The sequence below is a fragment of the Ilumatobacteraceae bacterium genome (genome assembly GCA_033344875.1).
Lineage (GTDB): Bacteria > Actinomycetota > Acidimicrobiia > Acidimicrobiales > Ilumatobacteraceae > Ilumatobacter.
Map to the genome: position 1 here is coordinate 2254919 of JAWPMO010000001.1, position 24138 is coordinate 2279056.

The window sequence follows — 24138 nt, forward strand, 5'->3', positions numbered from 1 at the left end:
GGTTACGAGTCGCTCAGCGTCCAGTTCTCGATCTGTGAGAACGACTCGCGGCTGTTCGGGTACATCTCGTAGCCGTCCAGTCTGGTGGAGGCGGCGTGCGTTCCCGACACCGTCCACAGGAACAGGATCGGCAGATCGGCATTGAGGATGGTCGCGACCTCGGCATACAACTCGGCACGCTCCTCCGGCACACCGGTCGAGCGCGCGTCGACGTACAGCTGGTCGAGGTCGCAGTTCTGGTAGAACGTGCCACGAGGCTCGGTGCAGCTGTAGAACCCGCCGCCGACGTTCGGGCTGATGCCGAACGAACCACAGCAGTTCAACGAGATCTCGTAGTCACCGGTGCCCAAGCGATCCTGCCAACCGGCGGAATCCGTCGGGTCGAGCACCGGGTTGAGACCCATGTTGGTCATGTCGTTCGCGAGCGCGGCGGCGATCTCCGGCCAACCCGGCTCTTCGGGGTAGTAGATGATGCGCAGCGGTGCTGACGGGTCGAAGCCGTCCGCAGCCGCTTCCTCGATCAACGCCTTCGCTCGATCGAGATCGAACTCGTACTTGTCGAGGCCGGGAGTGTCCGCATCGAGACCGGGGTCGGTCCAGGCCACCGGGCCGGCACCGGGGAAGATCGCGTCGTGGAGTGTCCATCGGTCGAAGCCAGCGTAGATCGCCTGGCGAACCCTGGCATCTTCGACGAGCGGGTTGTCCACCCGGAACTGGATGAGCTGTGCGCCAACGCCGGGGATCTGCAAGAGATCGAAGCCATCGGTCCCCTGGAGCAGGTCGTAGTCGGTGCCACGGAGGTCGAACACGAGATCGATCTCGCCGCTCTGGATCAGCGCCGGAGCCGTGTCCGGCGTGACGTCGAGACGGTTGTACAGCTTGTCGATCTGCGGAGCGCCCTTGAAATAGTCGGGGTTGGCGTCGAACTCGATCAACTGGTCGGGCGTGAAGCTCGTCAGCTTGTACGGGCCAGAACCGATCGCTTCACCGGCAGTCGCGAACGCCGAAGCCTCCAACGAATCGACCGTCTCACCGTCGAGGATGTGCTGCGGCATGATCATGTACGCCGGATCGGCGAGGCCGGCCAGGAACTCGGCGTTCGACGCTCCGAGCGTCAACGTGATCGTGTGGTCGTCGACGACCTCGATGCCCGTGATCTCGCCGGAGTCGGCTCCTTCGAGCGACAACCAGTTCGTGATGGGGTACCCCGCCACGTATCCGTCCTGGAGTTCGACGGCCTGACGAATCGTGAACTCGACGTCGGCAGCGGTCACCGGTTCGCCGTCGTGCCAAACGGCATCCGGGTTCAGGTTGAACGTGAACGTCGTCGCGTCCGGCGAGACCTCCCATGAGTCGGCCAGGTCGGGAATCACGGTGACTTCGTCCGGTCCGCGCTTGACGAGGGAGTTAAAGATCAGCTGCATCACCATGTGCTGGTTGCCGGTCTCGAAGCAGATCGGGTGGAAGCAGGGTGGGAAGTTGCTGACGCGCGCCCACGTCAGCACCGTCTCCTCGTCCGAGCCAGCATCCGCGTCGTCGTCGTCGGCGGGCGGTTCCGCGTCCGGCTCGTCCGACCCGTCAGACCCCGCGTCGGCATCCTCGGACGTGTCGGCGCCGGAGTTGCTGCCGGAATCTGCGGACGCCTCCGGCGAGTCCCCGCCATCCGCATCGGAGTCGTCCGATGAGCCACAGGCGCTCACCAAGACGGCGAACGCGATCAGCGCTCCCGTTAACTTTCGACGGTTCATGTGTCTCTCCCTTGGTTCCATCGCCGATCCGACGATTGCGTCTTGGCAGTCTGCGTCGAGCCGATCCGCCTTGTCAAGGAAAAACGCAAATGCGTTGCGGCTAGCGCAACGTGCCGAATCACCGGAGAATGAGCGGCCGGCGAGCCCAACATCCCCCCGAAGGCGCATCGGACAGGCGGCGTCGATGTGAGTGCGACAAGCGCAACGTTAGTGCGATCAATGGTGCCATGATGTCGAGCACAGCATCTTCACGCCGCCGAAACAACGGCCGAGATCGCAGCTGACCGAACTTCCGCCAACGGTGCGTTTCGGTACACACCTACCACTTGACGCTCGCGCCGATCCTGTGTACCGTTCGCGCCCACGTTGCGTTGTGCGCAATACAAGTGCGAACACTGAAAGGCCCCACCATGTCACCCGACACGACCCCTGACGCCGACGCGCCGAGCAGCCCTGCGTTCCCCGACGGCGCCGACTTCCGCATCGAGATCCCGTCGGTCGAGGGGCCTCAAGTCTTGACCGACGTGCTGGCCGAGGCGGAGGCGATCGGGGTGACGGTGAATCGCGTCTCGCAGGGTTCTGGAGCCGCGATGCTCAGTCGAGCCGAACTGCGGTCGATGGCACAGATCGCCGCTGACAGCGGCGTCGAGGTCTGCCTGTTCCAGGCGGCCAGAGCCTCCTGGGACATCGGCGTCCTCGCTCACATGCCGGACGGGACCGGGCATGAGGTCGCCGTGCGCGGCGACGCGGCAATGCATCGGGCGATCGCCGACGTGGAACGAGCGGTCGAGTGTGGGATCCGTGGTTTCCTCATCGGCGACCTGGGTCTCCTGACGGAGCTGGTCGACCGACAGCGATCGGGAGATCTCCCGGCTTCGATCACCTGGAAGATCTCCGCTGCCTTAGCCGTGGCGAATGGTGCGATGGCGCGTTTGGTGACCGAGCTCGGGGCCACGACGATCAACATTCCCGCCGACCTACCGGCCGAGATCGTCGGCGAGCTACGCCGATCGACCGTACTGCCGCTCGATCTGTATCTCGAAGGCTCCGATGGCATGGGCGGAACGGTGCGAATCGCCGAAGCCGTCGAGCTGCTGGATGTCGGTGCACCGATGTATCTCAAGTTCGGTCTGCGCAATGCCACCCCCGTCTACCCATCCGGTGTGCACCGTGTCGAGAGCGCTTCGCTGCAGGCACGCGAAAAGGTGCGCCGAGCAGCGGTCGCGTTGGAGTGGATGGAACACTTCGGCTCCTCGTTCGTGCAGTCCGCGCCCGGTGCCGCAGGACTGGCGGTGCCTCAACCATGAACCCTCGGCTGCTCGCCCACCGAACCCGAACTCAGGTCGCCGCCACACCACCCGACGTCGTCGTCGTGCCCGTCGGTGCCCTCGAACAGCACGGCCCACATCTGATGGTCGGGACGGACACGATGCACGCCGAGGCCGTTGCCCTGCGCGCAGCGGAGGCCGCGACCGACGTCGACGTCGTCGTCGCTCCGGCCGTCGCCTACGGCTGCTCGGACCACCACATCCCGTTTGGCGCCACGCTCTCGTTGTCGAGTGCGACGCTGCTGGCGGTCCTTCGCGACGTCGTGCGGTCGGCCGCGGCATCCGGATTCCGACGGGTGTTCTTCCTCAACGGCCACGGCGGCAACCACGAATTGATCCAAGTCGCTGCACGCGACGCAGCCCAAGAGTTCGGCATCGCCGTCGGGGCCGGCTCGTGGTGGGCGATGGCCCGCGATGCGCTGATCGAGGCCGGCGGTGCTGACGGCACTCGCCTGCCGGGCCATGCAGGCGGGTTCGAGACCTCCGTGATCGGAGCGATCCTCGACGAGCGGATCACGGATCTGCCCGGGCCGTCGTCGTCATTCGGCCCGACCGACCCACGCAACCCCGAAGCGGCTTTTCGCACCGAACGACCGGAAGGTTGGAGCGACACGGAGGGGTACACCGACGACCCCGGAGCGCTCGACATCGACACCGGGCGCCGGTTGCTCGAGGTCGCCGGCCGGGCGATCGGCGACGACCTCACCCGCTTCGTTGCGCAAACCCCGATCACCACAGAGGAGCACTGATGTCTCAATCATTGGCGACGCTCGAGTCCGCCCTGGCGGCAGTCGATCATGACCGCACGATCGACCTGGCGACCCAGTGTTGCTCGATCCCGTCGCCGCCTGGTGAGGAAGCGGCGCTGGCCGAGTTCATCGCCGATGTCCTCGACCGCAAGGGAATCGACGTCCACATCGAAGACGTCGTCGCAGGCCGCCCCAATGTGGTCGCCCGTGTACCCGGCGCGGACACCGCCCCGCCGCTCGTCCTCAACGGCCACATGGACGCCACGATCTACCCCGTCGGATGGAGCGGCGATCCGTTTCGGCCATGGCGCGACGGCAACCGGCTCTACGGCGCCGGGATCACCGACATGCAAGGCGCGTTGGCGGCGATGGTTGCAGCTGTCGAGGCTGCGCCCGACGCCGGAACGCTTCCCGGCGACCTGATCCTGCACGCCGTGATGCACCATGACACGATCGGCTTGGGAGCCAAGTTCCTGATGGTGAGCGAAGGTCCGAACAGCGGCTACGGGATCTGCGGGGAACCGTCCGACATGGCGATCCACACCGCCAACGGCGGTGCGATCAAATGGCAGATCCGACTACGCGGCAGTGGCGGGCACATCTCCCGCATGGAATCCGGAGTCGACGCGCTCGCCGCCGCCCACGACGTCTACGCCGCCGTGTCACGCATCGAGTACGAACACGAGCCGTGCGACCGACTGCCGGATCTCCCCCGCTCGCTCGTCGGCATCGTGAAGGGTGGTGTCGCACCGGGAGCGATTGCTGAAGAGGCGTTCATCGAAGGCGACATCCGCACCGTCCCTGGGATGACCCGCGACGGCGTACTCCGGCAAGTTCGCGACGCAGCGCGCGCCGCGTGCGACGACAGGATCGAGCTGCGGGTCCGCTCGACCGCCGTGCAACAGCAGTTCCTGGGAGCGACCGAGGGGCCGCTGATCGATGCGCTGTCGGCCGCGCATGAAGCAGCGCTCGGTGCTGCACCGCGCATCACCAACGAACTGCCGACACAGGCCTTCGTGACCGATGCGGCCGACATGGTGGCCGGGGGGCTGGAGAGCGTCGTATATGGCGTCGGCGCGTGGCACTACGCACCTGACGAGTGGGTCGACGTCGACCAGTTGGTCGGTTCGGCCAGGTCCTACCTCGGCACTGCAATCGGGCTGGGAGCGCGCTCATGATCGTCGACATGCACACCCACCTCTCCGAGCCGGAGCACTACGCCGGCGAGTTCCGACAGGGCATGGAGGCCAGCTGGTCGACCGTGGGGTTCTCGGAGGGCACGCCGGCGGTTCACCAGCCCGCGATGGACGGCGTCGACAGGGCCGTCGTGCTCGCGTTCGACGCCCCGAAGTCGGGCTTCGTCGTACCGAACGAGTATGTCGCCGCCTACGTGGCGACGGATCCCGATCGGTTGATCGGTTTCGCGAGTGTCGATGCGAATCGACCGGACGCGGTAGAAATCCTGCGATGGACCGCTGACGACCTCGGCATGCGAGGACTCAAGATCGGCCCGATCTACCAACACGTCGATCCAACCGGTATCGCCATGGATCGCCTGCTCGGCGAGGCAGTCAGGCTCGGCATGCCGGTCCTCATCCACCAGGGCACCACTTTCGTTCGAGACGCCCCATTGGAGTACGCCCGACCGTGGCTGCTCGACCGGGTCGCCACGCGCCACCCGGACATGAAGATGTACATCGCTCACCTCGGACATCCGTGGTGCGACGAAACCATGGTCGTGATTCGCAAACACCCCGGGCTGTTCGCCGATGTGTCCGCCCTCCACACGCGACCGTGGCAGCTCTACAACGCGCTGCGCTCGGCGATCGAGTACGGAGTCGCCGACAAGCTGCTCTTCGGTACCGACTACCCGTTCGGCACCGCCGAACTCTTGATGGCCGCCATGTACGAGGTGTCGGCGATGGCCGAAAAGGTCGGGCTCCCGCCAGTTCCTCGCGACGTGATCGACGGCATCATCCACCGACCGTCGCTCGAACTGGTCGGCTTGGCATGAGCCCGATCACGATCGCCCGCATCGAGGCCTGGCCCATCGAGGTTCCCATCCTGCCGGCGATGGTGATCTCATCGGCCGCTGGGACACATGCGGCATCGCCGTTCTGCATGGTTCGCCTGACCGACACCGACGGCGTCGTCGGCTACGGCGAAGTGTCGTGCACGCCCGGTTGGAGCGGGGAATGGGGGGTGACAGCGGCCCAGCTGATCCAACATTGCATCGCCCCGGCGGTGGTAGGCGTACCCGTGTCGGGTCCGCTCGCCATCCCGGCGATCCTCGAACGGGCACTCGCCGGTAACCGGTTCACCAAGGCCGCGGTCGAGATGGCCTATTGGGACATCTGGGGCAAGCGCCACAACGCACCCGTTCACGAGATGCTCGGTGGACCGACCAAGAACGTCGTCCGCACCAAGTTCTCGCTGACAGGAATCTCGACCGATGCGGCCGTTGCCATGGCCAAGGACGCCGTCGCGTTCGGTTACACCGCCATGAAGGTCAAGGTGGCCCGCGGGCCACTGGATCAGGATCTGGAACGCCTCGGTGCCGTGATCGATGCCGTCGGACCTGACGTCGCCGTCGGCGTCGACGCCAACGCTGGTTGGAAGCGAGGCGAGGCCCACACCGCAGCGACGGCGCTCGCTGTCGCCGGTGCAGCGTTCGTCGAACAGCCCCTGCCTGCCGACGACCTCGACGGGATGGCCGACCTCAGGCGTTCGTTGGTGGTGCCGTTGGTGGCCGACGAGTCGGTCGGGACGCCGCGGGACGCCGCCCGGGTGATCGCCGCCGGTGCGGCCGACGTCCTCTCGATCTATGTCGGCATGTCGGGTGGACTCGGCCCCGCGGTCTCGATCGCGTCGGCGGCGGCCGCCGCCGGATTGGGTTGGACGATCGGATCCAACATGGAACTGGGTGTCGCCACCGCGGCCCACATCCAACTGGCGCTCGGTGCACCGGGTCTCGCCGACGACCTCGTGCCGTGCGACATCATCAGCCTGTACTATTACGATGAACTGTTGGTGCCCGGCTTGCCCGTGACCGCAGGATTCGTGCGGCCGACCACGGAACCCGGACTCGGCGGAGAACTCGACCTCGCCGCCGTCGACCGGTATCGCTCAACCAGCTCTGCGTCGTGATCGTTACCGACCTGAGGGCAACGGCTGTCTCGGTCCCGCGACGAGCTGAGCTGCTCCCCAAGACCGCGCACGGTGAGGTCGCCACCAGCGAGTACGTCATCGTCGAGGTCTTCACCGACGCCGGCCTCGTCGGACTTGGAGAGGTCACGTGCGCACCTGGCTGGAACGGAGAGGAGCACTCTGGCTCCGTCAGGCTGCTGCGAGGTCCGATCGCCGAGACCCTGCGGGGATCCGACCCGACCCAGTGGCGAGCCGTGCTCAGTTCGATCGGTCGAGCGAGCCGCAATCGGCCGTTCCTCCGCGCAGCGGTCGAGATGGCGTGTCTCGACCTCGCCGGGAAGGCCACGGGTCGCAGCGTGTCAGAGCTGCTCGGCGGCATCCACCGAACTTCGATCGAGACCAAGATCGTCCTGCCTGCGAGGGCGGCAGATTTTGTGGCCAAGGCAGCGATCGTCGCGATCGACAACGGCGCACGGAACTTCAAGGTGAAAGTCGGACTCGACGTCGACGACGATCTGGAACGAGTCCGGGGGGTGAGAGAGATCGTCGGCCCGGACGCACCGATCACAGTGGATGCCAACGAAGGCTGGACCGCCGAGCAAGCCCGCCGGGCCGTCACCGAGTTGGCGGCGTTGGGGGTCGAGGCAATCGAGCAGCCCATCGCTCGTGGCGCTGACATGATGTGTCGCGATCTCCGAACGGCAAGTGCTGCAGCAATCGTCGCCGACGAGTCGATTTGGACGACGGCAGATGCGGTCCGACTCAGCACGCAGCAAGCTTTTGACGTCTGGTCGATCTACCCGGGCAAGCTCGGCGGCAGTGACGTCTGTGCCGCTGTCGCCGAGATCGCCGCCGCAACCGGTGTCGGGATCGCAATCGGATCGAATCTCGAGCTGGGCATCGGTTCGGCGATGATGGCCCACGTCGCAGCGCTTCTTCCAGCGCTGTCGCCCGCCATGCCGGCCGACATCATCGGCCCGTTGTACTTCGAGCACAGCATCATCAGCGACGCCTCGTTCGTCCGTTGGGACGGCGTCAACGTCCCGACCGGGCCCGGTCTCGGCGTCGAAATCGACGCAGATGCTCTCGCCCACTTCGCGATCGAATGAGCGAGCCGTCCGTCTCCAAGGAGGACCGATGACCACACCCGAAATGCGCGGGGTGCTCCCCGTTCTACAAATGCCGTTCGACGACAACGATCAGGCGGATGTCGCGGTCCTGCGTGACGAGATCGACTGGTTGTTCGACCATGGAGTCGACGGCGTCGTGACCGGGATGGTGTCGGAAGTGCTCCGGATGACCGCCGACGAACGCGACGATCTGACTCCTGTGATCTGCAAGGCGGCCGCGGGTCGCGGCGCTGTTGTGATCAGCGTCGGGGCCGAAGCCACGTCCGCGGCGGTTCGGCACGCTCGCGTTGCCGCGGACGCAGGTGCAACGGGCCTGATGGTCGCCCCACCGATGCTCACCCGGCTCGACAGAACGGGCCTCACCGGGTACTTCACTGCGGTCGCCGAAGCGGTTTCAATCCCGATCGTGGTCCAAGACGCCAGCGGGTACGTCGGTGCCGCCTTGCCGATCGACGTCCAAGCGCAATTGTTCCGTGATCTCGGAGACCGGGTCATGTTCAAGCCCGAGGCACCGCCGATCGGCCCACTGCTCTCACAGCTGCTCGCTGCAACCGGCGGCAAGGCACGCATCTTCGAAGGCACAGGCGGACTCCACCTGATCGACAGCTTCCGTCGAGGTGCCGTCGGAACGATGCCAGGGTCCGACGTCGCGTGGGCACTCGTCGACCTCTGGGCGGCGCTTCAGCGCAGCGACCATGCGCGGGCCTACCGAATAGCCGGTCCTCTTGCGCTGCTAATTGCGCTACAGACGAGCCTCGACAGTTACGTATTCGTCGAAAAGACCCTGCTCGTGGCGCAGGGCGTCTTTCGGTCGTCACGCATGCGCGGTCCGGCCGGCCACGCTGCCGATCAACACACGGTCGATGAGGCGATTCGATTGATGGCATTGCTTCGCGACGAGGTCGAACAACCGATCGTCGTCGACGACACCCGAGACTGATGTCAGTTCACGGCCGGCGAGCTGATCCAGACCAACCACTACTCCACCGCGATCACCCACGTCCCGACCTGACCGGGAGCTATCCCACAGCTGCTCGCGTGAGGACGCCACCTAGCATCAGCCGCCGTGGGATCGATCCAGGTGACCGGGCTCGGGTGGAAACTCCCGAGCGGCGACGAGCTGTTCCGTGACATCTCGTTCTCCGTCGGCAACGGCGACCGGGTCGCGCTCGTCGGCGCCAACGGCGTGGGCAAGTCGTCGCTGCTCCGGATCCTGATCGGCGAGCAGGCGGCGACGGCGGGCACCGTCTCGATCGACGGGCGACTCGGCGTGATGCGCCAGCTCGTCGGCATGGGCGACGCCGACGGCGTCGACACCGTGCGGGAGTTGCTGGTCTCGCTCTCCCCCGAACGGATCGTCGATGCCGACCGTCGGCTCGCGTTCGCGACCACCCAGCTCGATGCCGACCCGATGAAGTACGCGACCGCGCTCGGGGCGTGGGGCGACGTCGGTGGCTACGACATCGAGGTCGCGTGGGACGAAGCCTGCGGGCGAGCGCTCGGCGCCGACCTCGCCCAGGTGGCGGATCGGCCCCTCCGCACCCTGAGCGGCGGCGAGCAGAAGCGGCTGGCGCTGGAGTTCCTCCTGCGCGGCGAGTCCGACATCCTCGTGCTCGACGAGCCCGACAACTTCCTCGACGTCCCGGCCAAACGATGGCTGGAACAGCAGCTCATCGCCACCCGCAAGACGGTCGTGTTCGTGAGCCATGACCGCGAACTGCTGGCCGCGGGCGCCACCAAGATCGTCACCCTCGAAGCGTCGGGAGCGTGGACGCACGGCGGCGGGTTCGGCGGCTACGCCGAGGCCAAGGAGGCGCACGCGACCAAGCGAGCGCACGACACGGCACTGTTCGACGACGAGAAACAGCGGCTCGAGGACTACGTGAAGCTGATGCGCCAGCGGGCCTCGATCAGCGAGGCCTTCGCCCCGAAGCTCAAGGCCGCCGAGTCGAAACTCCGACAGTTCCTGGAGAAGAACGAGCGGCCGCCGGAGATGCGCGAGCAGAAGATCGACGTGCAACTCCGCGGCGCCCGGACCGGCAAACGAGCCGTGATCGCCGAAGGGTTGGAGGTCGCCGGTCTGACCGAACCGTTCGATCTCGAACTCTGGTACGGCGAACGCGTCGCCGTGCTCGGTGGCAACGGCGTCGGCAAGAGCCACTTCCTGCGCCTGCTCGGCGGCGACACGACGGTCGAGTCAGCGGGGACCTGGCGGCTGGGCGCCAACGTCGTCGCCGGCCTGTTCCACCAGACCCACGAGCACCCCGAGTGGGTGGGCCGGACGCTCGTCGAGATCCTGCACGACCACGACGTGGTCCTCGCTCCCGCCATGGGCATGCTGCGGCGGTACGAGATCCAGGGGTGCGCCCATCAGCCGTTCGAGACGCTGAGCGGCGGGCAGCAGGCGCGGTTCCAGATCCTGCTGCTGGAGATCAGCGGCGCGACGTTGCTCCTGCTCGACGAACCGACCGACAACCTCGACCTCGTCTCCGCCGAGGCGCTGGAGGTCGGGCTCGCCCAGTTCGACGGCACGGTGATCGCGGTCACCCACGACCGTTGGTTCCTCCGCGGGTTCGACCGTTTCGTCGTGTTCGGTGACGACTGCGCCGTCACCGACCACCCCGAATGTCCACCCGCCTGGCGCTGACCCGAACGGAGCGAACCCGGTTCGCTCCGTTCGTCAGGTGCGGCTGAGCGACTTGCGGTTCTTGAACTTCGACTTCAGGTAGTCGGAGTTCATGAGGGCGATCACGTCGATCGAGATCTCCTTCGGGCACGCCGCCTCGCACTCGCCGTGGTTCGTGCACGAGCCGAAGTGCTCGTCCATCTCCTCGACCATCGCCTCGGCTCGCTGGTAGCGCTCGGCCTGGCCCTGCGGGAGCAGGTTGAGGTGGGCGAGCTTGGCGCCGGTGAAGAGGTTGGCCGCACCGTTGGGGCACGCCGCCACGCACGCACCGCAGCCGATGCACGCGGCCGCGTCCATCGACGCGTCGGCGACCGGCTTGGGGACCGGGATCAGGTTGGCGTCGGGCGCACCACCGGTGGCGCTGGTGATGAAGCCGCCCACCTCGACGATGCGGTCGAACGGCGACCGGTCGACCATGAGGTCCTTGATGATCGGGAACGCCCTGGCGCGCCACGGCTCGATCGTGATCACGTCGCCGCTCTTGAAGGTCCGCATGTGGAGCTGGCACGTGGCCGTGCCCTTCTGCGGACCGTGGGCCAGACCGTCGATCATCAGCGAGCAGGTGCCACAGATGCCCTCGCGGCAGTCGTGGTCGAACACGATCGCCTCCTGTCCGGACTCGATCAGTTGCTCGTTCAAGATGTCGAGCATCTCGAGGAAGGACGCCTCGTCGCTGATCTTCTCGATGACGTGATGCTCGAACTGGCCCGGCGAGTCCGGGCCGGCCTGGCGCCAGATCTTCAGGGTGATGTGCGTCAACGTGTTGCTCATGACTGGTCGCTCCTCCGGGGGGCCGTCTGCGTCGCGGCGTTCACTTGTAGCTCCGGGTCTGGAACTGCACGACGTCGTACTCGAGTTGCTCGCGGTGCTCGATCGGATTGGCCATGTCGCCGCTCCACTCCCAGGCGGTGACGTGGGCGAAGTTCTCGTCGTCGCGCAACGCCTCGCCCTCGTCGGTCTGGTGCTCCGATCGGAAGTGCCCGCCGCAGCTCTCCTCGCGGACCAGGGCGTCCTTGCACATCAACATGCCGAGCTCGAAGAAGTCGTCGATGCGGGCGACCTTCTCGAGCGTCTGGTTGATGCTCGTGGCATCGCCGGTGACCTTGACGTCCTTCTTGAACTCCTCGTGCAGCGCCGGGATCTCCGACATCGCCTTCTCGAGTCCGGCCTGGTTGCGATCCATGCCGCAGTAGTCCCAGATGATCTTGCCGAGCTCGCGATGGAAGTGGTCGGGGCTGCGGGTGCCACCGATGTCGAGGTAGCTCTGGAACCGGCCGGACGCCTCGGCCTCGGCCGCCGCGAACGCCTCGTGCGACTCGTCGGGGATCGGCTTGTTGAGCCACTCCGACAGGTAGGGAGCGATCGTGTACGGCAGCACGAAGTAGCCGTCGGACAGCCCCTGCATGAGGGCCGACGCACCGAGCCGGTTGGCACCGTGATCGGAGAAGTTCGCCTCGCCGGCGCAGAACAGTCCGGGAACGGTGGTCTGCAGCTCGTAGTCGACCCAGAGGCCGCCCATCGTGTAGTGGCTGGCCGGGTAGATCCGCATCGGCGTCTCGTACGGGTTCTCGCCGGTGATCCGCTCGTACATGTCGAACAAGTTGCCGTAGCGCTCACCGATGACGTCGGCGCCGAGCCGCTCGATCGCCGCGGCGAAGTCGAGGTACACGCCGTTCTTCAACGGGCCGACACCCTGGCCGGCATCGACCGCGCGCTTGGCGGCCCGCGACGACACGTCGCGCGGGGCCAGGTTGCCGAAGCTCGGGTAGATCCGCTCGAGGTAGTAGTCGCGCTCGTCTTCCGGCACCTGTGCCGCCGGGCGCGTCTCGTCGGGGTCCTTGGGCACCCAGATGCGCCCGTCGTTGCGGAGCGACTCGGACATGAGCGTCAGCTTCGACTGGAAGTCGTCGGCCTGCGGGATGCAGGTCGGGTGGATCTGCGTGTAGCACGGGTTGGCGAAGGCGGCACCCCGTCGGTGTGCACGCCACGCCGCCGTGACGTTGCACTGCATGGCGTTGGTCGACAGGTAGAACGCGTTGCCGTACCCACCGGTCGCCAGGATCACGGCGTGAGCGGCGTGTGACTTGAGCTCGCCGGTCAGGAGGTCGCGGGTGACGATGCCGGCGCAGCGACCGTCGATGTTCACGACGTCGACCATCTCGACGCGGTTCCAGAGCTTGACGTTGCCGAGCCCGACCTGGCGCGCCATCTGCTGGTACGCACCGATCAGGAGCTGCTGGCCGGTCTGGCCCCGCGCATAGAACGTACGGCTGACCTGGGCGCCACCGAACGACCGGTTGGAGAGCATGCCGCCGTACTCGCGAGCGAACGGCACACCCTGGGCGACCATCTGGTCGATGATGTTGACCGACACCTCGGCGAGGCGGTGCACGTTGGCCTCACGGGCACGGAAGTCGCCGCCCTTGACCGTGTCGTAGAAGAGACGGTGGACCGAGTCGCCGTCGCCCTGGTAGTTCTTCGCGGCGTTGATGCCGCCCTGCGCCGCGATCGAGTGCGCACGCCGAGGCGAGTCGTGGAACGTGAAAGCCTCGACGTTGTAACCGAGTTCGCCGAGCGTCGCGGCCGCTGAGGCGCCGGCGAGACCGGTCCCGACGACGATGATCTTGAACTTGCGCTTGTTGGCGGGGTTCACCAGCTTCTGGCCGGCGATGTAGTTGCTCCACTTGTCGGCGAGCGGCCCGTCGGGGATCTTGGAATCGAGTGTGATGCTCATGCGTCGACCTCCGTCGCGATGATCGTCGTGGTGCCCATGGCGTCGATCTCCTCCATCTCCCGAAGTTCGTGCACCGTGGTGACGTCGGGATCGAAGTCGATCACCCCGGCGAGGGTCATGATCGGGAACGACACGTTGCCGACGACGATCAACGTGGCGACTCCGGCGGCGATGCTCTTGCGCCACTGGTTGAAGCGGGGGTTGTTCCAGCCGATCGACTGGAACAGGCTCCAGGTGCCGTGGAACAGGTGGATGCCGAGTGCGATGTTGGCGACGATGTAGAGGATCGCCACCGGCACCCGGCTGAGGCTGGCGTCGAGGTTGCGGTACACCATGCCGTGTTCGAAGTCGGGGTTGACCCAGCCCCAGGTCAGGTCGGCGAGGTGCCACAAGATGAACAGCAGGACGATGACACCCGTCCAGCGCATCGTGCGGCTGGCGAAGTTGGCGATCTGGTAGTCGCGCTCGGACTGGTACTTGACCGGGCGGGCCGTGCGGTTCATCACGGTCAGCGTGTACGCGGCGTGGATGTGGAGCAGGAGCGCCGCGATCAGCGCGATCCGCATGATCCACAGGAACACGCCGTGCGGCAGGATCGGCACGAGCAACTCACGGAGGAACTCACCGTAGATGTCGATGTCGTACACCTCCTGGCCGTTCTCGGTCACGGTGCCGATGTACGCCTTGAGGTTGCCGACCATGTGGCCGATCACGAAGCCGATCCCGATGATGCCGGTGATCGCCATGACGTATTTCTTGCCGAGGGCGGTCGAGTAGAAGTCGAGCAGGAACGGCTTGCGTTTGCCGCCCTTGCCGGCGGCGGTACCCGACACGGGGCCGCGACTGCGGTTGATGGTCTGTGCCATGCCGCCGACGCTACTCGCCGACACGACACCACCCCGAAACGCGACGTTCACCCATCTCCACGAACGCGAGTCCATCGCTGACTACGATCGGAGCGCTGAAACCCCAGGTTGGAGAGTGGGGGTCTGACCGACCATCATTGTGCGACTTGTATTGACGCCTCAGGAGGCACGCAACCGTGGAAGCAATTCCGTATCTCGCCGCGCTCTCAGCCCTTGCCGGGCTGGTGCTCGCCGGCTACTACTACAAAAAGGTCGAGGAGGCACCGCCCGGCGACGAGCGGATGGTCTTCTTGATGACGGAGATCCAGAAGGGCGCGAAGGCGTTCCTGCAGGCCGAGTACAAGTGGGTCGGCATCTTCGCCGTCTTCATGGCCGTCCTGCTCGCGATCGTGATCGATCCGCTCGCCGCGGTGACGTACCTGCTGGGCGCCGTGCTGTCGGCGGGTGCCGGCTACGCCGGCATGACCGTCGCCACGATGGCCAACGCTCGCACCACCGAGGCTGCCAAGGAGGGTCCGGCCAAGGCGCTGCCCGTCGCATTCCGCGGCGGCGCCGTGATGGGGTTCTCCGTCGCCGGTCTCGCGCTGCTCGGTCTGATGCTGACCTACATGGTCTTCGTCACCTGGCTCGAGGTCGACCAGGCCTTCGAGATCGTCACGGCGTACGGCCTCGGCGCATCCACGATCGCACTGTTCTCCCGTGTCGGTGGCGGCATCTACACCAAGGCCGCTGACGTGGGCGCCGACCTCGTCGGCAAGGTCGAAGCCGGTATCCCCGAGGACGACCCCCGCAACCCCGCGACCATCGCCGACAACGTGGGCGACAACGTCGGCGACGTGGCCGGCATGGGTGCCGACCTCTTCGAGTCGTACGCCGGCTCGATCATCGCCCCGATCTCGTTGATCGCCTTCGCCGGCGCCATCACCGCCGATCAGGCCGGCAACGCCGATGTCCTGCCGTTCTTCGCGTTCCCGATGTTCGTCGCGTTCGTCGGCATGATCGCCTCGATCATCGGTTCGTTCCTCGTCAAGGGAGGCGACTCGACCGACTCGCACTCGCTGAGCAAGGCGCTCCACATGGGCACCAACGTGGCGATGGGCATCACCGTCGTCGGCGTGCTCGCCGGCTCGTTCTGGATCTTCGGTGGCGATGCCTTCCCGGAAGACAAGCCGTGGGGCCTCGCCCTCTCGGTCATCGGTGGCCTGATCGTCGGCTGGGCACTCGGCAAGACCGCCGAGTACTACACCTCCGACCACTTCAACCCGGTCAAAACGATCGCCCAGCAGTCCGAGACGGGCCCGGCCACCACCGTGCTCAAGGGCATCAGCATCGGCATGGTGTCGGTCGCCGCCTCGGTCGCTCTGATCCTCATCGGCATCGGCATCGCCTACTGGGGCGGTCAGCAGACCCTCGGCGACGAAACGACGCTCGGCGGTCTGTACGGCATCGCCGTCGCCGCGATCGGCATGCTCGCCACGACCGGTGTGGTCGTGTCGGTCGACGCCTACGGCCCGATCGCCGACAACGCCGGCGGCATCGCCGAGATGGCCGAGCTCGACCCGTCGGTGCGCGAAGTCACCGACGCCCTCGACTCGCTCGGCAACACGACCGCCGCCGTCGCCAAGGGCTTCGCCGTCGGTTCGGCTGCGCTCACCGCGCTGGCCCTGTTCAAGAGCTTCGAGTTCGCGATCTTCACCGCCTCCGACGGTGAGCAGGCGCTCAACCTGAACATCGGCGACATCGAGGTCTTCATCGGCCTGTTCATCGGTGCCGCGCTGCCGTTCCTGTTCGCCGCACTCACGATCGACGCCGTCGGTCGTGCGGCGACGAAGATGATCGAGGAAGTCCGCCGCCAGTTCCGCGAGATCCCGGGCCTGCGCGAAGGCAAGCCGGGCGTCATCCCCGACTCCGCCCGCTGCGTGGCGATCTCGACGGAGGCCTCCCTCAAGGAGATGGTCATCCCCGGCGCACTCGCCGTGGTCGTGCCGCTCCTGGTCGGCTTCGTCAGCGTCGATGCGCTCGGCGGCCTGCTCGCCGGTGCACTCGTCACCGGCTTCGCCCTCGCCATCTTCATGGCGAACGCCGGCGGCGCCTGGGACAACGCCAAGAAGTACATCGAGGCCGGCGCCCACGGCGGCAAGGGCGGCGACCCCCACAAGGCCGCCGTCGTCGGCGACACCGTCGGTGACCCGTTCAAGGACACCAGCGGCCCGGCGATGAACATCCTGCTGAAGGTCATGACGATCGTCAGCCTGGTGTTCGCCAGCGCCTTCGTGTGATCCACGACTGATCCGAACACCGTTGTGTCGAACGAGCCCGGGCCGAGCGCCCGGGCTCGCTCGCGTCCGGGGTCGGAATTCGTCCGGGCGACACCGGCCGATATGCAAGACGGTACTGCCGGGGCCGACCGCGGCCGACCGAAGAGGCTCAGGCGCCTCGGTGGACCACGCTGCGACGCGACCGCTTGACGGCGTACATCGCTTCATCGGCGGCAGCCAACAGATCCTCGGGTCGACGCCCGACGTCGCGCGTGTCGGCCTGCCCGATGCTGGCCGTGCAGTCGACCGCGAGATCCGGTGAGACGTCGATCGGTACGGCGAGTGCTTCGTCGAGTCGGCGCAGCAGGTCCGCCGAGTCGACCATCATCGGCTCGTAGACGATCGCGAACTCGTCGCCACCGAGACGCGCGACCTGATCGGCGTGCGCGACCGCGCTGCGCAGACGGCGTCCCGTTTCCTTGATGACGGTGTCGCCGGCGCGGTGGCCGAGCTGGTCGTTGACCCGCTTGAGGCCGTCGAGGTCGACGAACGCGACCGCGAGCGGCTCGCCCGTGCGCGCGGTGCGTTCGAGCTCGGCGTCGAGGAACGTGTGGAAGCAGCGGCGGTTCCCGAGGCCGGTCAACGGGTCGCGGACGGCCAACTCGGCGGTGGCCGCCTGGAGACGACGGAGTTCGGTCACGTCGCGGGTCACACCCTGCATCCCGTCGCGGATCGGCCGGATGCTGGTCTCACCGATCACGATCGAGCCGTCGGCGTGACGGAACCGGAGGTCGACGCGACTCGGAACGGCCTCACCTCGCGAGGCCGCGGTGACGAGCTCGATCGCTCGTCCGTCGGTGATCCGATCGATCAGCGCGAAGTCGTCGACCAGCTCGGCCGGCGTGTACCCGAGGATGTGTTCGACCGAGGGGCTCAGGTAGTCGAACCGCACGACGGGGTCGTTGCTGATGCGCCACACGATGTCGGACGACTTGTCGGCCAGGTCTCGGAACCTCGCCTCGCTCTCGACCAGGCTGAGCTCCGCCTGATGCCGGGCCGTGACGTCGCGGCCGATCGAGAGCACCTGCGGCTCGAGATCGGAGTGCAGGTATCGGTCCGCCCATTCGATCCAGCGTTCGACTTCACCGGGCCGCTCGCGAGGTTCGGTGTCGGTCAACAGCGGGCTGTTCGGACCGAGCCGAGCGAGCTGCGATCGGAGCCCGAGCATCTCGTCGGACGACAGGTACGAGTCGAGGCTCGTCCCGACGGCGCGGTCGGGCGTCGTGCCGTACAGCGCCGCCCAGGCCACGTTGCAGTACGTGATCACGTGGTCGGAGACTCGAAACCGGTTCACGAGCTCCGGCAGGAGGTCGAGCATCGCCTCGGCGGCACCGGCACCCTGCCCGAGGGCGGCGCGCTCCACGTCGTCGCGGCGACCATCGTCGAGGGCGCGCTCCGGACCGGAGCTCTCGCCTGCCCATCGTCGAGGCAGGAGTTCGTGGGCGGTCGGAGTACCTATGACTTCGTATCGGAAGGCGGCAGCCGCGAGTTGAGACCAGATCGTCGGTGTCGGAGCACTTCTCGATGCTGCGTCGCGCGGCCTACGCTCGCCGACCATGCGCGGATTCGATGTGGTCGTCGTCGGAAGTCTCAATCTCGACCTGGTGACCAGGACGGAACGGCTCCCGGGACCCGGCGAGACCGTCATCGGCGGCTCGTACGCCGAGTTCCCCGGCGGCAAGGGCCTCAACCAGGCCGTCGCCGCCGCCCGGGCGGGCGCGAGCGTGGCGCTGGTCGGTGCCGTCGGCGGCGACCATGCCGGCGCGCTGCTGCGCGGGGTCGCCACCGACGAGGGCATCGACGTCTCGCACCTGGTGACGATCGACGACGAGCCGACCGGCCGGGCGATCATCTCCGTCGACGAGGCGGGCGAGAACTCGATCATCGTCGTCCCCGGCGCCAACGCACGGGTGGCGCCGCGCGACATCCCCGTCGGTCGGGTCGTGATCGCCCAGCTCGAGATCCCGCTCGGCACCGTCGCCGCCGCGTTCCGACTCGCCCGCGGCCGCGGCGCCACCACGGTGCTGAACCCGGCCCCGGCCGCCGAACTCGCCGCTGAGTTCCTCGCTTCGTGCGACATCGTCGTCCCGAACGAGCACGAGGTCGTCCTCCTCGGTGGCACCGACCGGTTGCTCGACCACGGTGTCTCGCAGATCGTGGTCACACGGGGCGGCGCCGGCGTCGACGTCGTCACTCGTCCCTCCTCGATCCATCTCGACGCATTCCCGGTCGACCCGGTCGACACGACCGGTGCCGGCGACGCCTTCTGTGGCGCCCTCGCCAGCCGGCTCGCCGCGGGCGATCCCCTGCTCGCCGCGGTCCAGTTCGCCGCAGCCGCCGGCGCGCTCGCGACCACGAAGCCCGGCGCGGTGCCGTCGCAGGCGCGCCGCAGCGACATCGAGGCACTGGCCGCCACCCGCACGCCGGCGACCTGACCGCGACCGGGGCGCCGGACGCGCCCGCACCCGGCGCTGTCGTCGTCGTACAGTCGATCCGTGCACGCCGACGCCGAACGCCACGAACTCCCGGTCCTCCCGGGTCGGCTGCAGCGGCTCGCCGACGAACTGCTCGACGAGGGCGTCCCGGCACTCGACGGGGCACCCGATCCGGTCGGCGCGCTCGTCGAACTCGCCTATGCGCTTCGGCCCCAACTGCACGAGGGCCGGGTGCCCACCTACGGGGTCCTGATGCCGCCGATGACCCCGAACTTCGACCGCGACCATCGCATCGGGGCCGACACGATCGATCTCATCGACGTCGCTCAACTCGACGTGCAGTTCGCGAGGAGGTTCGCCGACGGCGTGACGAGCTTCGCCGTGCGTTCGGGTGACACGATCACCCACATCGCCGGCTTCGGCCGCAACATGGCCGATGAGTACGACCTCGTCGGCTTGCAGGCGCGGTTGGGCGGGCTGATTCTCCAGCGACACCCCGGCGGCCAGGTTCGGGTGTTCGGCCCGCACGGCGTCGTCCGCTGGAACGGCATCACCTGGCAGCACGACGCGCCGGTCGACGCCTGGATCGACCGTCTCGCCACGGTGACCGGCGACCTGCCGATCGACGGGGTGCGACCCCTGCTGCGATTCGCGATCCACGAACTCGGCGGACGCCGGATCGGGGCCACGCTGATCTGGCGGCCGACCGAGCATCCGCCACCGGCACGTGGGATCGAAGCGCTGGTCCACCACGCGCCGCGTCTCCGACTCGACCACGTCGGCGAAGAGGCAGCGATCGCCCAGGCGCTCTCCCAGACCGACGGGGCGGCGATCTTCGACGACGAACCGGCCCTCGTCGCGCTCGGTATGCGGCTCGGACCGTCGCCCGAGGCCGAGTCGGCCGTCGCAGCGATGAGCGGCATGCGCCACACGTCGGCCGTTCGCTACTCGTACGACGACCCGCACGCGGTCGTGATCGTCGTCTCGGAGGACGGCCCCGTGACCCTGATGCACGCCGGCAGAGCCATCGCGGCGGCCGACCCGGCAACCGAACAGATCGGCTGACGACGGGCGGTTGGCCGACGGGCGCTACTCCTCGGCGACGAAGTCGATCAGGCGCTCGACGGCGCCGACCAGTTCCGGTTCGAGATCGGCATACGTCGTCACCTGGTTGCGCAACCGCGGCCAGAACCCCTCGAAAGGCACGCCGAGCGCCCGGCACATCCCTTCCTTCCACGGCTGCCCCTTCGGCACGTCGGGCCATGCATCGAGCCCCACAACCTTCGGGCGGATGCCGGCCCAGACGTCGACGAACGGATGGCCGGTGATCAGGACCGAGGGGTGATCGACGGTGGCAGCGATGCGCGACTCCTTGGAGCCGGCGACGAGGTGATCGAGCAACACACCGAGCCGCCGCCGACCGCCCGGACCGAACTCGTCGACCATCGACCGGAGGTCGTCGGCGCCGTGCAGCGGTTCGACGACGATGCCCAACTCGCGCAGATCGTCGCCCCACACGTGTTCGAGCAACTCGGCGTCGTGCTTGCCCTCGACCCAGATCCGGCTCGCCTTGGCGACCTGTGCGACCCGCCCGCGGTCACCGGCGATCGAACCGGACGCGGTCACGCGCTGGGTCGCGGTCGCCTGCTTCGCCGGACGGGAGAGCGTCACCGGCTTGCCGTCGAGCAGGAACCCGCCGGCCTTCCAGGTGAAGTGGCGAAGGTGCTGTTTGCGATCCCGCAACGTGACGGCCTCGTGGTTCCACCTCACCACGTCGCCGCAGAAACCGCTCGCACGGTCTTCGACGACCAGCCCCACCGCCACTTCTACCGACGGGTAGGAGGTCGGACGCTTCGACTCGGCGAAGGCCACGAGGATGTCCTGTTCGTACTTCATTCGACCGTCGAGTGTGCCACGGGAACCAGCGTGCGTCGCGGCACGTCCAACCCACATGGGGAGCACGACGACATCACGAATCCGACGAACACCACGACGAACACCACGACGAACACCACGACGCGGACGATCCGCCCTGATCGTGGCGAGCGCGCTCGCGCTCGCAGCCTGCGGTGGCGACGACGACGCGGCGACCGCCGATACGGCCGAACCCGCGTCGGCGGCGATGTCGGCGGCGGACACCGCCGACGGGGGCGACGGGGGCGACGGCTTCATCGCATCCGACGACGGCGGTGACCGCGCCGCCGCCGATCGACCGAGCGAGGGCGGGTTCGACATCGGTGTCGTCGGCCGCGACGTCATCATCGAGATGCGCGTGGTCGTGAGCAGCGACGACATCGAACGCACCGTGGCGTCGGTCATGGCCTCGGCGGCGACGCTGGGCGGCGGTGTCGCCTCGTCGGACGTGAACTACGGCAACGACGCCGTCGGCGGCTCGGACGGATACGCCGTGCTCGTCGTGAAGGTGCCGCCCGAGTCGGTCGACCGACTGCTCTCCGGCCTCGACGACAGCGGCACCGTGCAATCGATCAACCAGAGCGCCCAGGACGTGACCGAGCAACTCGTGAACCTCGACGTCCGGATCCGGAACGCACGTCAGAGCGTGGCCAACGTGCGCGAGTTCATGGACCGCACCGAGAACCTGAACGAGCTCGTCACCCTGGAGGCCGAGCTGACGCGGCGCCAGACCGAACTCGAACAACTCGAGGCGCAGGAACGCAACCTGACCGATCGTGTCGCGTTGTCGACCATCACGATCGAGGTGATCCCGACGGCCTCGGTGCCTGAGCCACCCGTCGAACCCGAGCCGAACGACGGCATCGGCGACGCGTTCGAGTCCGGCTGGGAGGCCTTCACGGCCCTGCTGTTCGGCATCGGCTTCGTCGTGGCCGCCACGCTGCCGTTCCTGGTCTCGGGCCTCCTGCTCGCACTGCTCGCCTGGGCGATCATCCGGCGCCGCGACGGTCGCCGGCCGCCGGCATCGCACCCGGCAACCGACGAATCGGCGGTCGAGGAGCCGGCCGTCGAGGAGCCGGCGATCGACGACACGCGGACGCCGATCGGCTGAGACCGGCTCAGCGACGTCGCGAGCGCCAACCGTCGGCTGTGAGGACGAGATCCGACGTGGCACCGTCGGGGAACGCGAACGGTGCCCGCAAACCGGTGTGGGCGATGACCGGCTCGAGTTCGATCGGGCCGAGCCGGTCGGCCGTCGTCCAACGGCGCCATCGGTGTGCCGGCACCTCGACGAGTTCGATGTTCGTTCGGTCGAGCATCTCGATCTCGCCGTGCGCGACACCGATCTGCTCGTAGCCGTCGTCGATGCCGGTCACGCCACCGATCGCGTACCACTCGATGTCGGTCGCCATCGGCGTCGGCACGCCGTAGCCGCGCCCGAGCGCTTCGTCGGGCTCGTCGAGCGCCGCGGCGTGCGCCTCGTTGCCGATCGACCATTGCCGCATCGGCGAGACACAGTGGTGCTCGGCCCACATCTCCGGCGCCTTCACCACGAACGGGTCGGCACGCACCTTGACCTCCCACTCGGTCAGGTGCAGGACGGGGAAGCCGTCCTGCACCACCGCCGACCAGTACCAGGCGACCCGTCCGAGCAGTCGGTGGCCCGAGACGAAGCCGACCGATGCGTCGGGCGCCCACGCGGCGAACACCCACTCGTCGACCGTCGCGTCGGCATGAGGGAGCTCGTCGGCGAGCGACCGGGTGCCGCTCGGGGGTGTGATGGGCGGGGTCATCATCGGGCAGACTATGGGTCTCATGAGCGACGACAGCACCGTGCGATACCTCAGCCTGGCCTGGATCCGTGAACTCACCCGCGAAGTGGCCGAGAGCGAGACCCTCGCCGAACTGGCCAGGGATCACACGATCGGCGTGACCCAGGTGGTGACCGACGGCCCGGAGGGCGACGTCACCTACCACCTGCAGATCGCCGAGGGCATCGCGTCGTTCGCCGCCGGCGCGGCCTACCCCGAGGACGTCAAGATGGAACAGGACTGGGCCACCGCCGTCGCTGTCGCGACCGGTGCGTCCAATGCACAGGACGCGTTCATCAACGGCCGGATCCGACTGTTCGGCGACCAGCAGGCGCTCATGGGCGCGCAACCGGTCTTCGCAGCGCTCGACCAGGTCTTCTCCACCGTCCGCGAGCGCACCGCCTACGAGTAGCGATGCCAGAACTGCCCGAGGTCCACGCGCACGCCGAGCGACTCGCCGAGCAGTTCGCGGGTCGCGTCCTCGTCCGGTTCCGGCCGCTGACATTCACGGCGCTGCGCACCGCGGTTCCTCCCCCCGACGACGCGTACGGCCAACCGCTGCTCGGCGTCGGTCGACGCGGCAAGTACATCCTGCTCGAGTTCGAGTCGGTGCAATTCGCCGTCCATCTGATGCAGGGCGGCCGTCTGCTCGTCGACGAGAAGCAGTCGGCCAAACCCCGCGGCGGCCAGGCCCGGTTCGTGTTCGACGACGGCCCGGCGCTCCTGCTCACGGAACAGGGCACCGAACGTCGTGCGGGCGTGTGGTGCCTGCCGCACGACTCGGCGCTCGACACGCCACCGCTCGACGTCCTCGGCCCCGATGCCGACACGGTGACGCCCGAGCGGTTGGCCGAACTGTTCGCGAAGAAGAACCAGCGGATCCACGGGTTCCTACGTGACCAGCGTTCGATCGCCGGGATCGGACGTCGACTCGCGAACGAGATCTGCCATCGGGCGAAGATCAGCCCGTTCGCCATGACCGGCAAGCTCGGCCTCGACGGCGCCACGAAGGTGGCCGAGGCGATTCGCGCCACGATCGACGAGGGCCTCGCGTACGAACGCAGCCGCACCGACATGAGCGCCTCGAAGGACCGGCCGAGCGCGGTGCACGGGCGGACCGGTGATCCGTGTCCGGTGTGCGGCGACGAGATCCGTGCCGTCGAGTACTCCGGCTACACGGTCAACTACTGCCCCACGTGCCAGACCAACGGCAAGGCGCTCGCCGACAACACCACCAGCAGGTTCCTCAAATAGCCGCCGAGGCGGCCAAGG

Annotated in this window: 21 protein-coding genes; 14 read left to right on the forward strand and 7 right to left on the reverse strand. The window is 67.6% G+C overall.

Annotated elements, in window-relative coordinates; translation table 11 throughout:
• Positions 1-2 precede the first annotated feature (2 nt).
• Positions 3-1748: an ABC transporter substrate-binding protein gene (locus R8G01_10680; GenBank protein MDW3214454.1), complete on the reverse strand. Its 1746-nt coding sequence runs from the start codon at positions 1746-1748 to the stop codon at positions 3-5.
• Positions 1749-2158: 410 nt separating this feature from the next.
• Here R8G01_10680 and R8G01_10685 point away from each other — a divergent pair, with 410 nt between their 5' ends.
• From R8G01_10685 to R8G01_10720, 8 genes are all read left to right on the forward strand, one after another.
• Positions 2159-3055 (forward strand): hypothetical protein, encoded by an 897-nt coding sequence (locus R8G01_10685; protein MDW3214455.1) that lies wholly within the window; start codon positions 2159-2161, stop codon positions 3053-3055.
• Positions 3052-3825 (forward strand): creatininase family protein, encoded by a 774-nt coding sequence (locus R8G01_10690; GenBank protein ID MDW3214456.1) that lies wholly within the window; start codon positions 3052-3054, stop codon positions 3823-3825. The genes R8G01_10685 and R8G01_10690 overlap by 4 nt, the downstream gene beginning before the upstream one ends.
• Positions 3825-5003 carry a M20/M25/M40 family metallo-hydrolase gene (locus R8G01_10695; protein MDW3214457.1) on the forward strand — a complete coding sequence of 393 codons (1179 nt, stop codon included), beginning with the start codon at positions 3825-3827 and terminating at the stop codon, positions 5001-5003. Before R8G01_10690 ends, R8G01_10695 begins: the two co-directional genes overlap by 1 nt.
• Before the next feature lie 8 nt (positions 5004-5011).
• Positions 5012-5839 (forward strand): amidohydrolase family protein, encoded by an 828-nt coding sequence (locus R8G01_10700; GenBank protein ID MDW3214458.1) that lies wholly within the window; start codon positions 5012-5014, stop codon positions 5837-5839.
• Positions 5836-6972, forward strand: a complete 1137-nt coding sequence (locus tag R8G01_10705) for an enolase C-terminal domain-like protein (protein ID MDW3214459.1) — start codon at positions 5836-5838, stop codon at positions 6970-6972. Before R8G01_10700 ends, R8G01_10705 begins: the two co-directional genes overlap by 4 nt.
• Positions 6969-8081 (forward strand): enolase C-terminal domain-like protein, encoded by a 1113-nt coding sequence (locus R8G01_10710; GenBank protein ID MDW3214460.1) that lies wholly within the window; start codon positions 6969-6971, stop codon positions 8079-8081. Before R8G01_10705 ends, R8G01_10710 begins: the two co-directional genes overlap by 4 nt.
• Before the next feature lie 28 nt (positions 8082-8109).
• Positions 8110-9042, forward strand: a complete 933-nt coding sequence (locus R8G01_10715; protein ID MDW3214461.1) for a dihydrodipicolinate synthase family protein — start codon at positions 8110-8112, stop codon at positions 9040-9042.
• Between the two features lie 126 nt (positions 9043-9168).
• Complete coding sequence (locus tag R8G01_10720) at positions 9169-10749, forward strand: ATP-binding cassette domain-containing protein (GenBank protein ID MDW3214462.1); 1581 nt, start codon at positions 9169-9171, stop codon at positions 10747-10749.
• Between the two features lie 33 nt (positions 10750-10782).
• Here the strand turns inward: R8G01_10720 and R8G01_10725 are convergent, their stop codons facing one another.
• Genes R8G01_10725 through R8G01_10735 form a run of 3 tightly spaced genes read right to left on the reverse strand, consistent with a single transcriptional unit; the run spans position 10783 to position 14388 of the window.
• Positions 10783-11559, reverse strand: coding sequence for a succinate dehydrogenase/fumarate reductase iron-sulfur subunit (locus tag R8G01_10725; GenBank protein MDW3214463.1), 777 nt, complete (start codon positions 11557-11559; stop codon positions 10783-10785).
• A gap of 40 nt (positions 11560-11599) precedes the next feature.
• Positions 11600-13522 carry a fumarate reductase/succinate dehydrogenase flavoprotein subunit gene (locus tag R8G01_10730; GenBank protein MDW3214464.1) on the reverse strand — a complete coding sequence of 641 codons (1923 nt, stop codon included), beginning with the start codon at positions 13520-13522 and terminating at the stop codon, positions 11600-11602.
• Positions 13519-14388 (reverse strand): succinate dehydrogenase cytochrome b subunit, encoded by an 870-nt coding sequence (locus tag R8G01_10735; GenBank protein MDW3214465.1) that lies wholly within the window; start codon positions 14386-14388, stop codon positions 13519-13521. Before R8G01_10735 ends, R8G01_10730 begins: the two co-directional genes overlap by 4 nt.
• A gap of 176 nt (positions 14389-14564) precedes the next feature.
• On the opposite strand from R8G01_10735, the gene R8G01_10740 reads away from it, so the two are divergent.
• Positions 14565-16667, forward strand: a complete 2103-nt coding sequence (locus tag R8G01_10740) for a sodium-translocating pyrophosphatase (protein MDW3214466.1) — start codon at positions 14565-14567, stop codon at positions 16665-16667.
• 148 nt (positions 16668-16815) lie between these two features.
• On the opposite strand, the gene R8G01_10745 is transcribed toward R8G01_10740, so the two are convergent.
• Positions 16816-18069: a diguanylate cyclase gene (locus R8G01_10745; protein ID MDW3214467.1), complete on the reverse strand. Its 1254-nt coding sequence runs from the start codon at positions 18067-18069 to the stop codon at positions 16816-16818.
• 193 nt (positions 18070-18262) lie between these two features.
• Here R8G01_10745 and R8G01_10750 point away from each other — a divergent pair, with 193 nt between their 5' ends.
• Both R8G01_10750 and R8G01_10755 read left to right on the forward strand, forming a co-directional pair.
• Positions 18263-19141: a ribokinase gene (locus R8G01_10750; protein ID MDW3214468.1), complete on the forward strand. Its 879-nt coding sequence runs from the start codon at positions 18263-18265 to the stop codon at positions 19139-19141.
• 60 nt (positions 19142-19201) lie between these two features.
• Positions 19202-20206, forward strand: a complete 1005-nt coding sequence (locus R8G01_10755) for a diadenylate cyclase (GenBank protein ID MDW3214469.1) — start codon at positions 19202-19204, stop codon at positions 20204-20206.
• A 24-nt stretch (positions 20207-20230) separates the two neighbouring features.
• On the opposite strand, the gene R8G01_10760 is transcribed toward R8G01_10755, so the two are convergent.
• Positions 20231-21037 carry a DUF3097 family protein gene (locus R8G01_10760; protein MDW3214470.1) on the reverse strand — a complete coding sequence of 269 codons (807 nt, stop codon included), beginning with the start codon at positions 21035-21037 and terminating at the stop codon, positions 20231-20233.
• Positions 21038-21179: 142 nt separating this feature from the next.
• On the opposite strand from R8G01_10760, the gene R8G01_10765 reads away from it, so the two are divergent.
• Entirely contained in the window at positions 21180-22166 is a 987-nt protein-coding gene (locus tag R8G01_10765; GenBank protein MDW3214471.1) for a DUF4349 domain-containing protein, read from the forward strand.
• A gap of 7 nt (positions 22167-22173) precedes the next feature.
• On the opposite strand, the gene R8G01_10770 is transcribed toward R8G01_10765, so the two are convergent.
• Positions 22174-22851 carry a hypothetical protein gene (locus tag R8G01_10770; protein ID MDW3214472.1) on the reverse strand — a complete coding sequence of 226 codons (678 nt, stop codon included), beginning with the start codon at positions 22849-22851 and terminating at the stop codon, positions 22174-22176.
• Positions 22852-22870: 19 nt separating this feature from the next.
• Here R8G01_10770 and R8G01_10775 point away from each other — a divergent pair, with 19 nt between their 5' ends.
• Positions 22871-23278 carry an SCP2 sterol-binding domain-containing protein gene (locus R8G01_10775; protein MDW3214473.1) on the forward strand — a complete coding sequence of 136 codons (408 nt, stop codon included), beginning with the start codon at positions 22871-22873 and terminating at the stop codon, positions 23276-23278.
• Between the two features lie 2 nt (positions 23279-23280).
• On the forward strand, positions 23281-24120 hold the full coding sequence (locus tag R8G01_10780) for a DNA-formamidopyrimidine glycosylase family protein (GenBank protein ID MDW3214474.1): 840 nt from the start codon (positions 23281-23283) through the stop codon (positions 24118-24120).
• Positions 24121-24138: the final 18 nt, after the last annotated feature.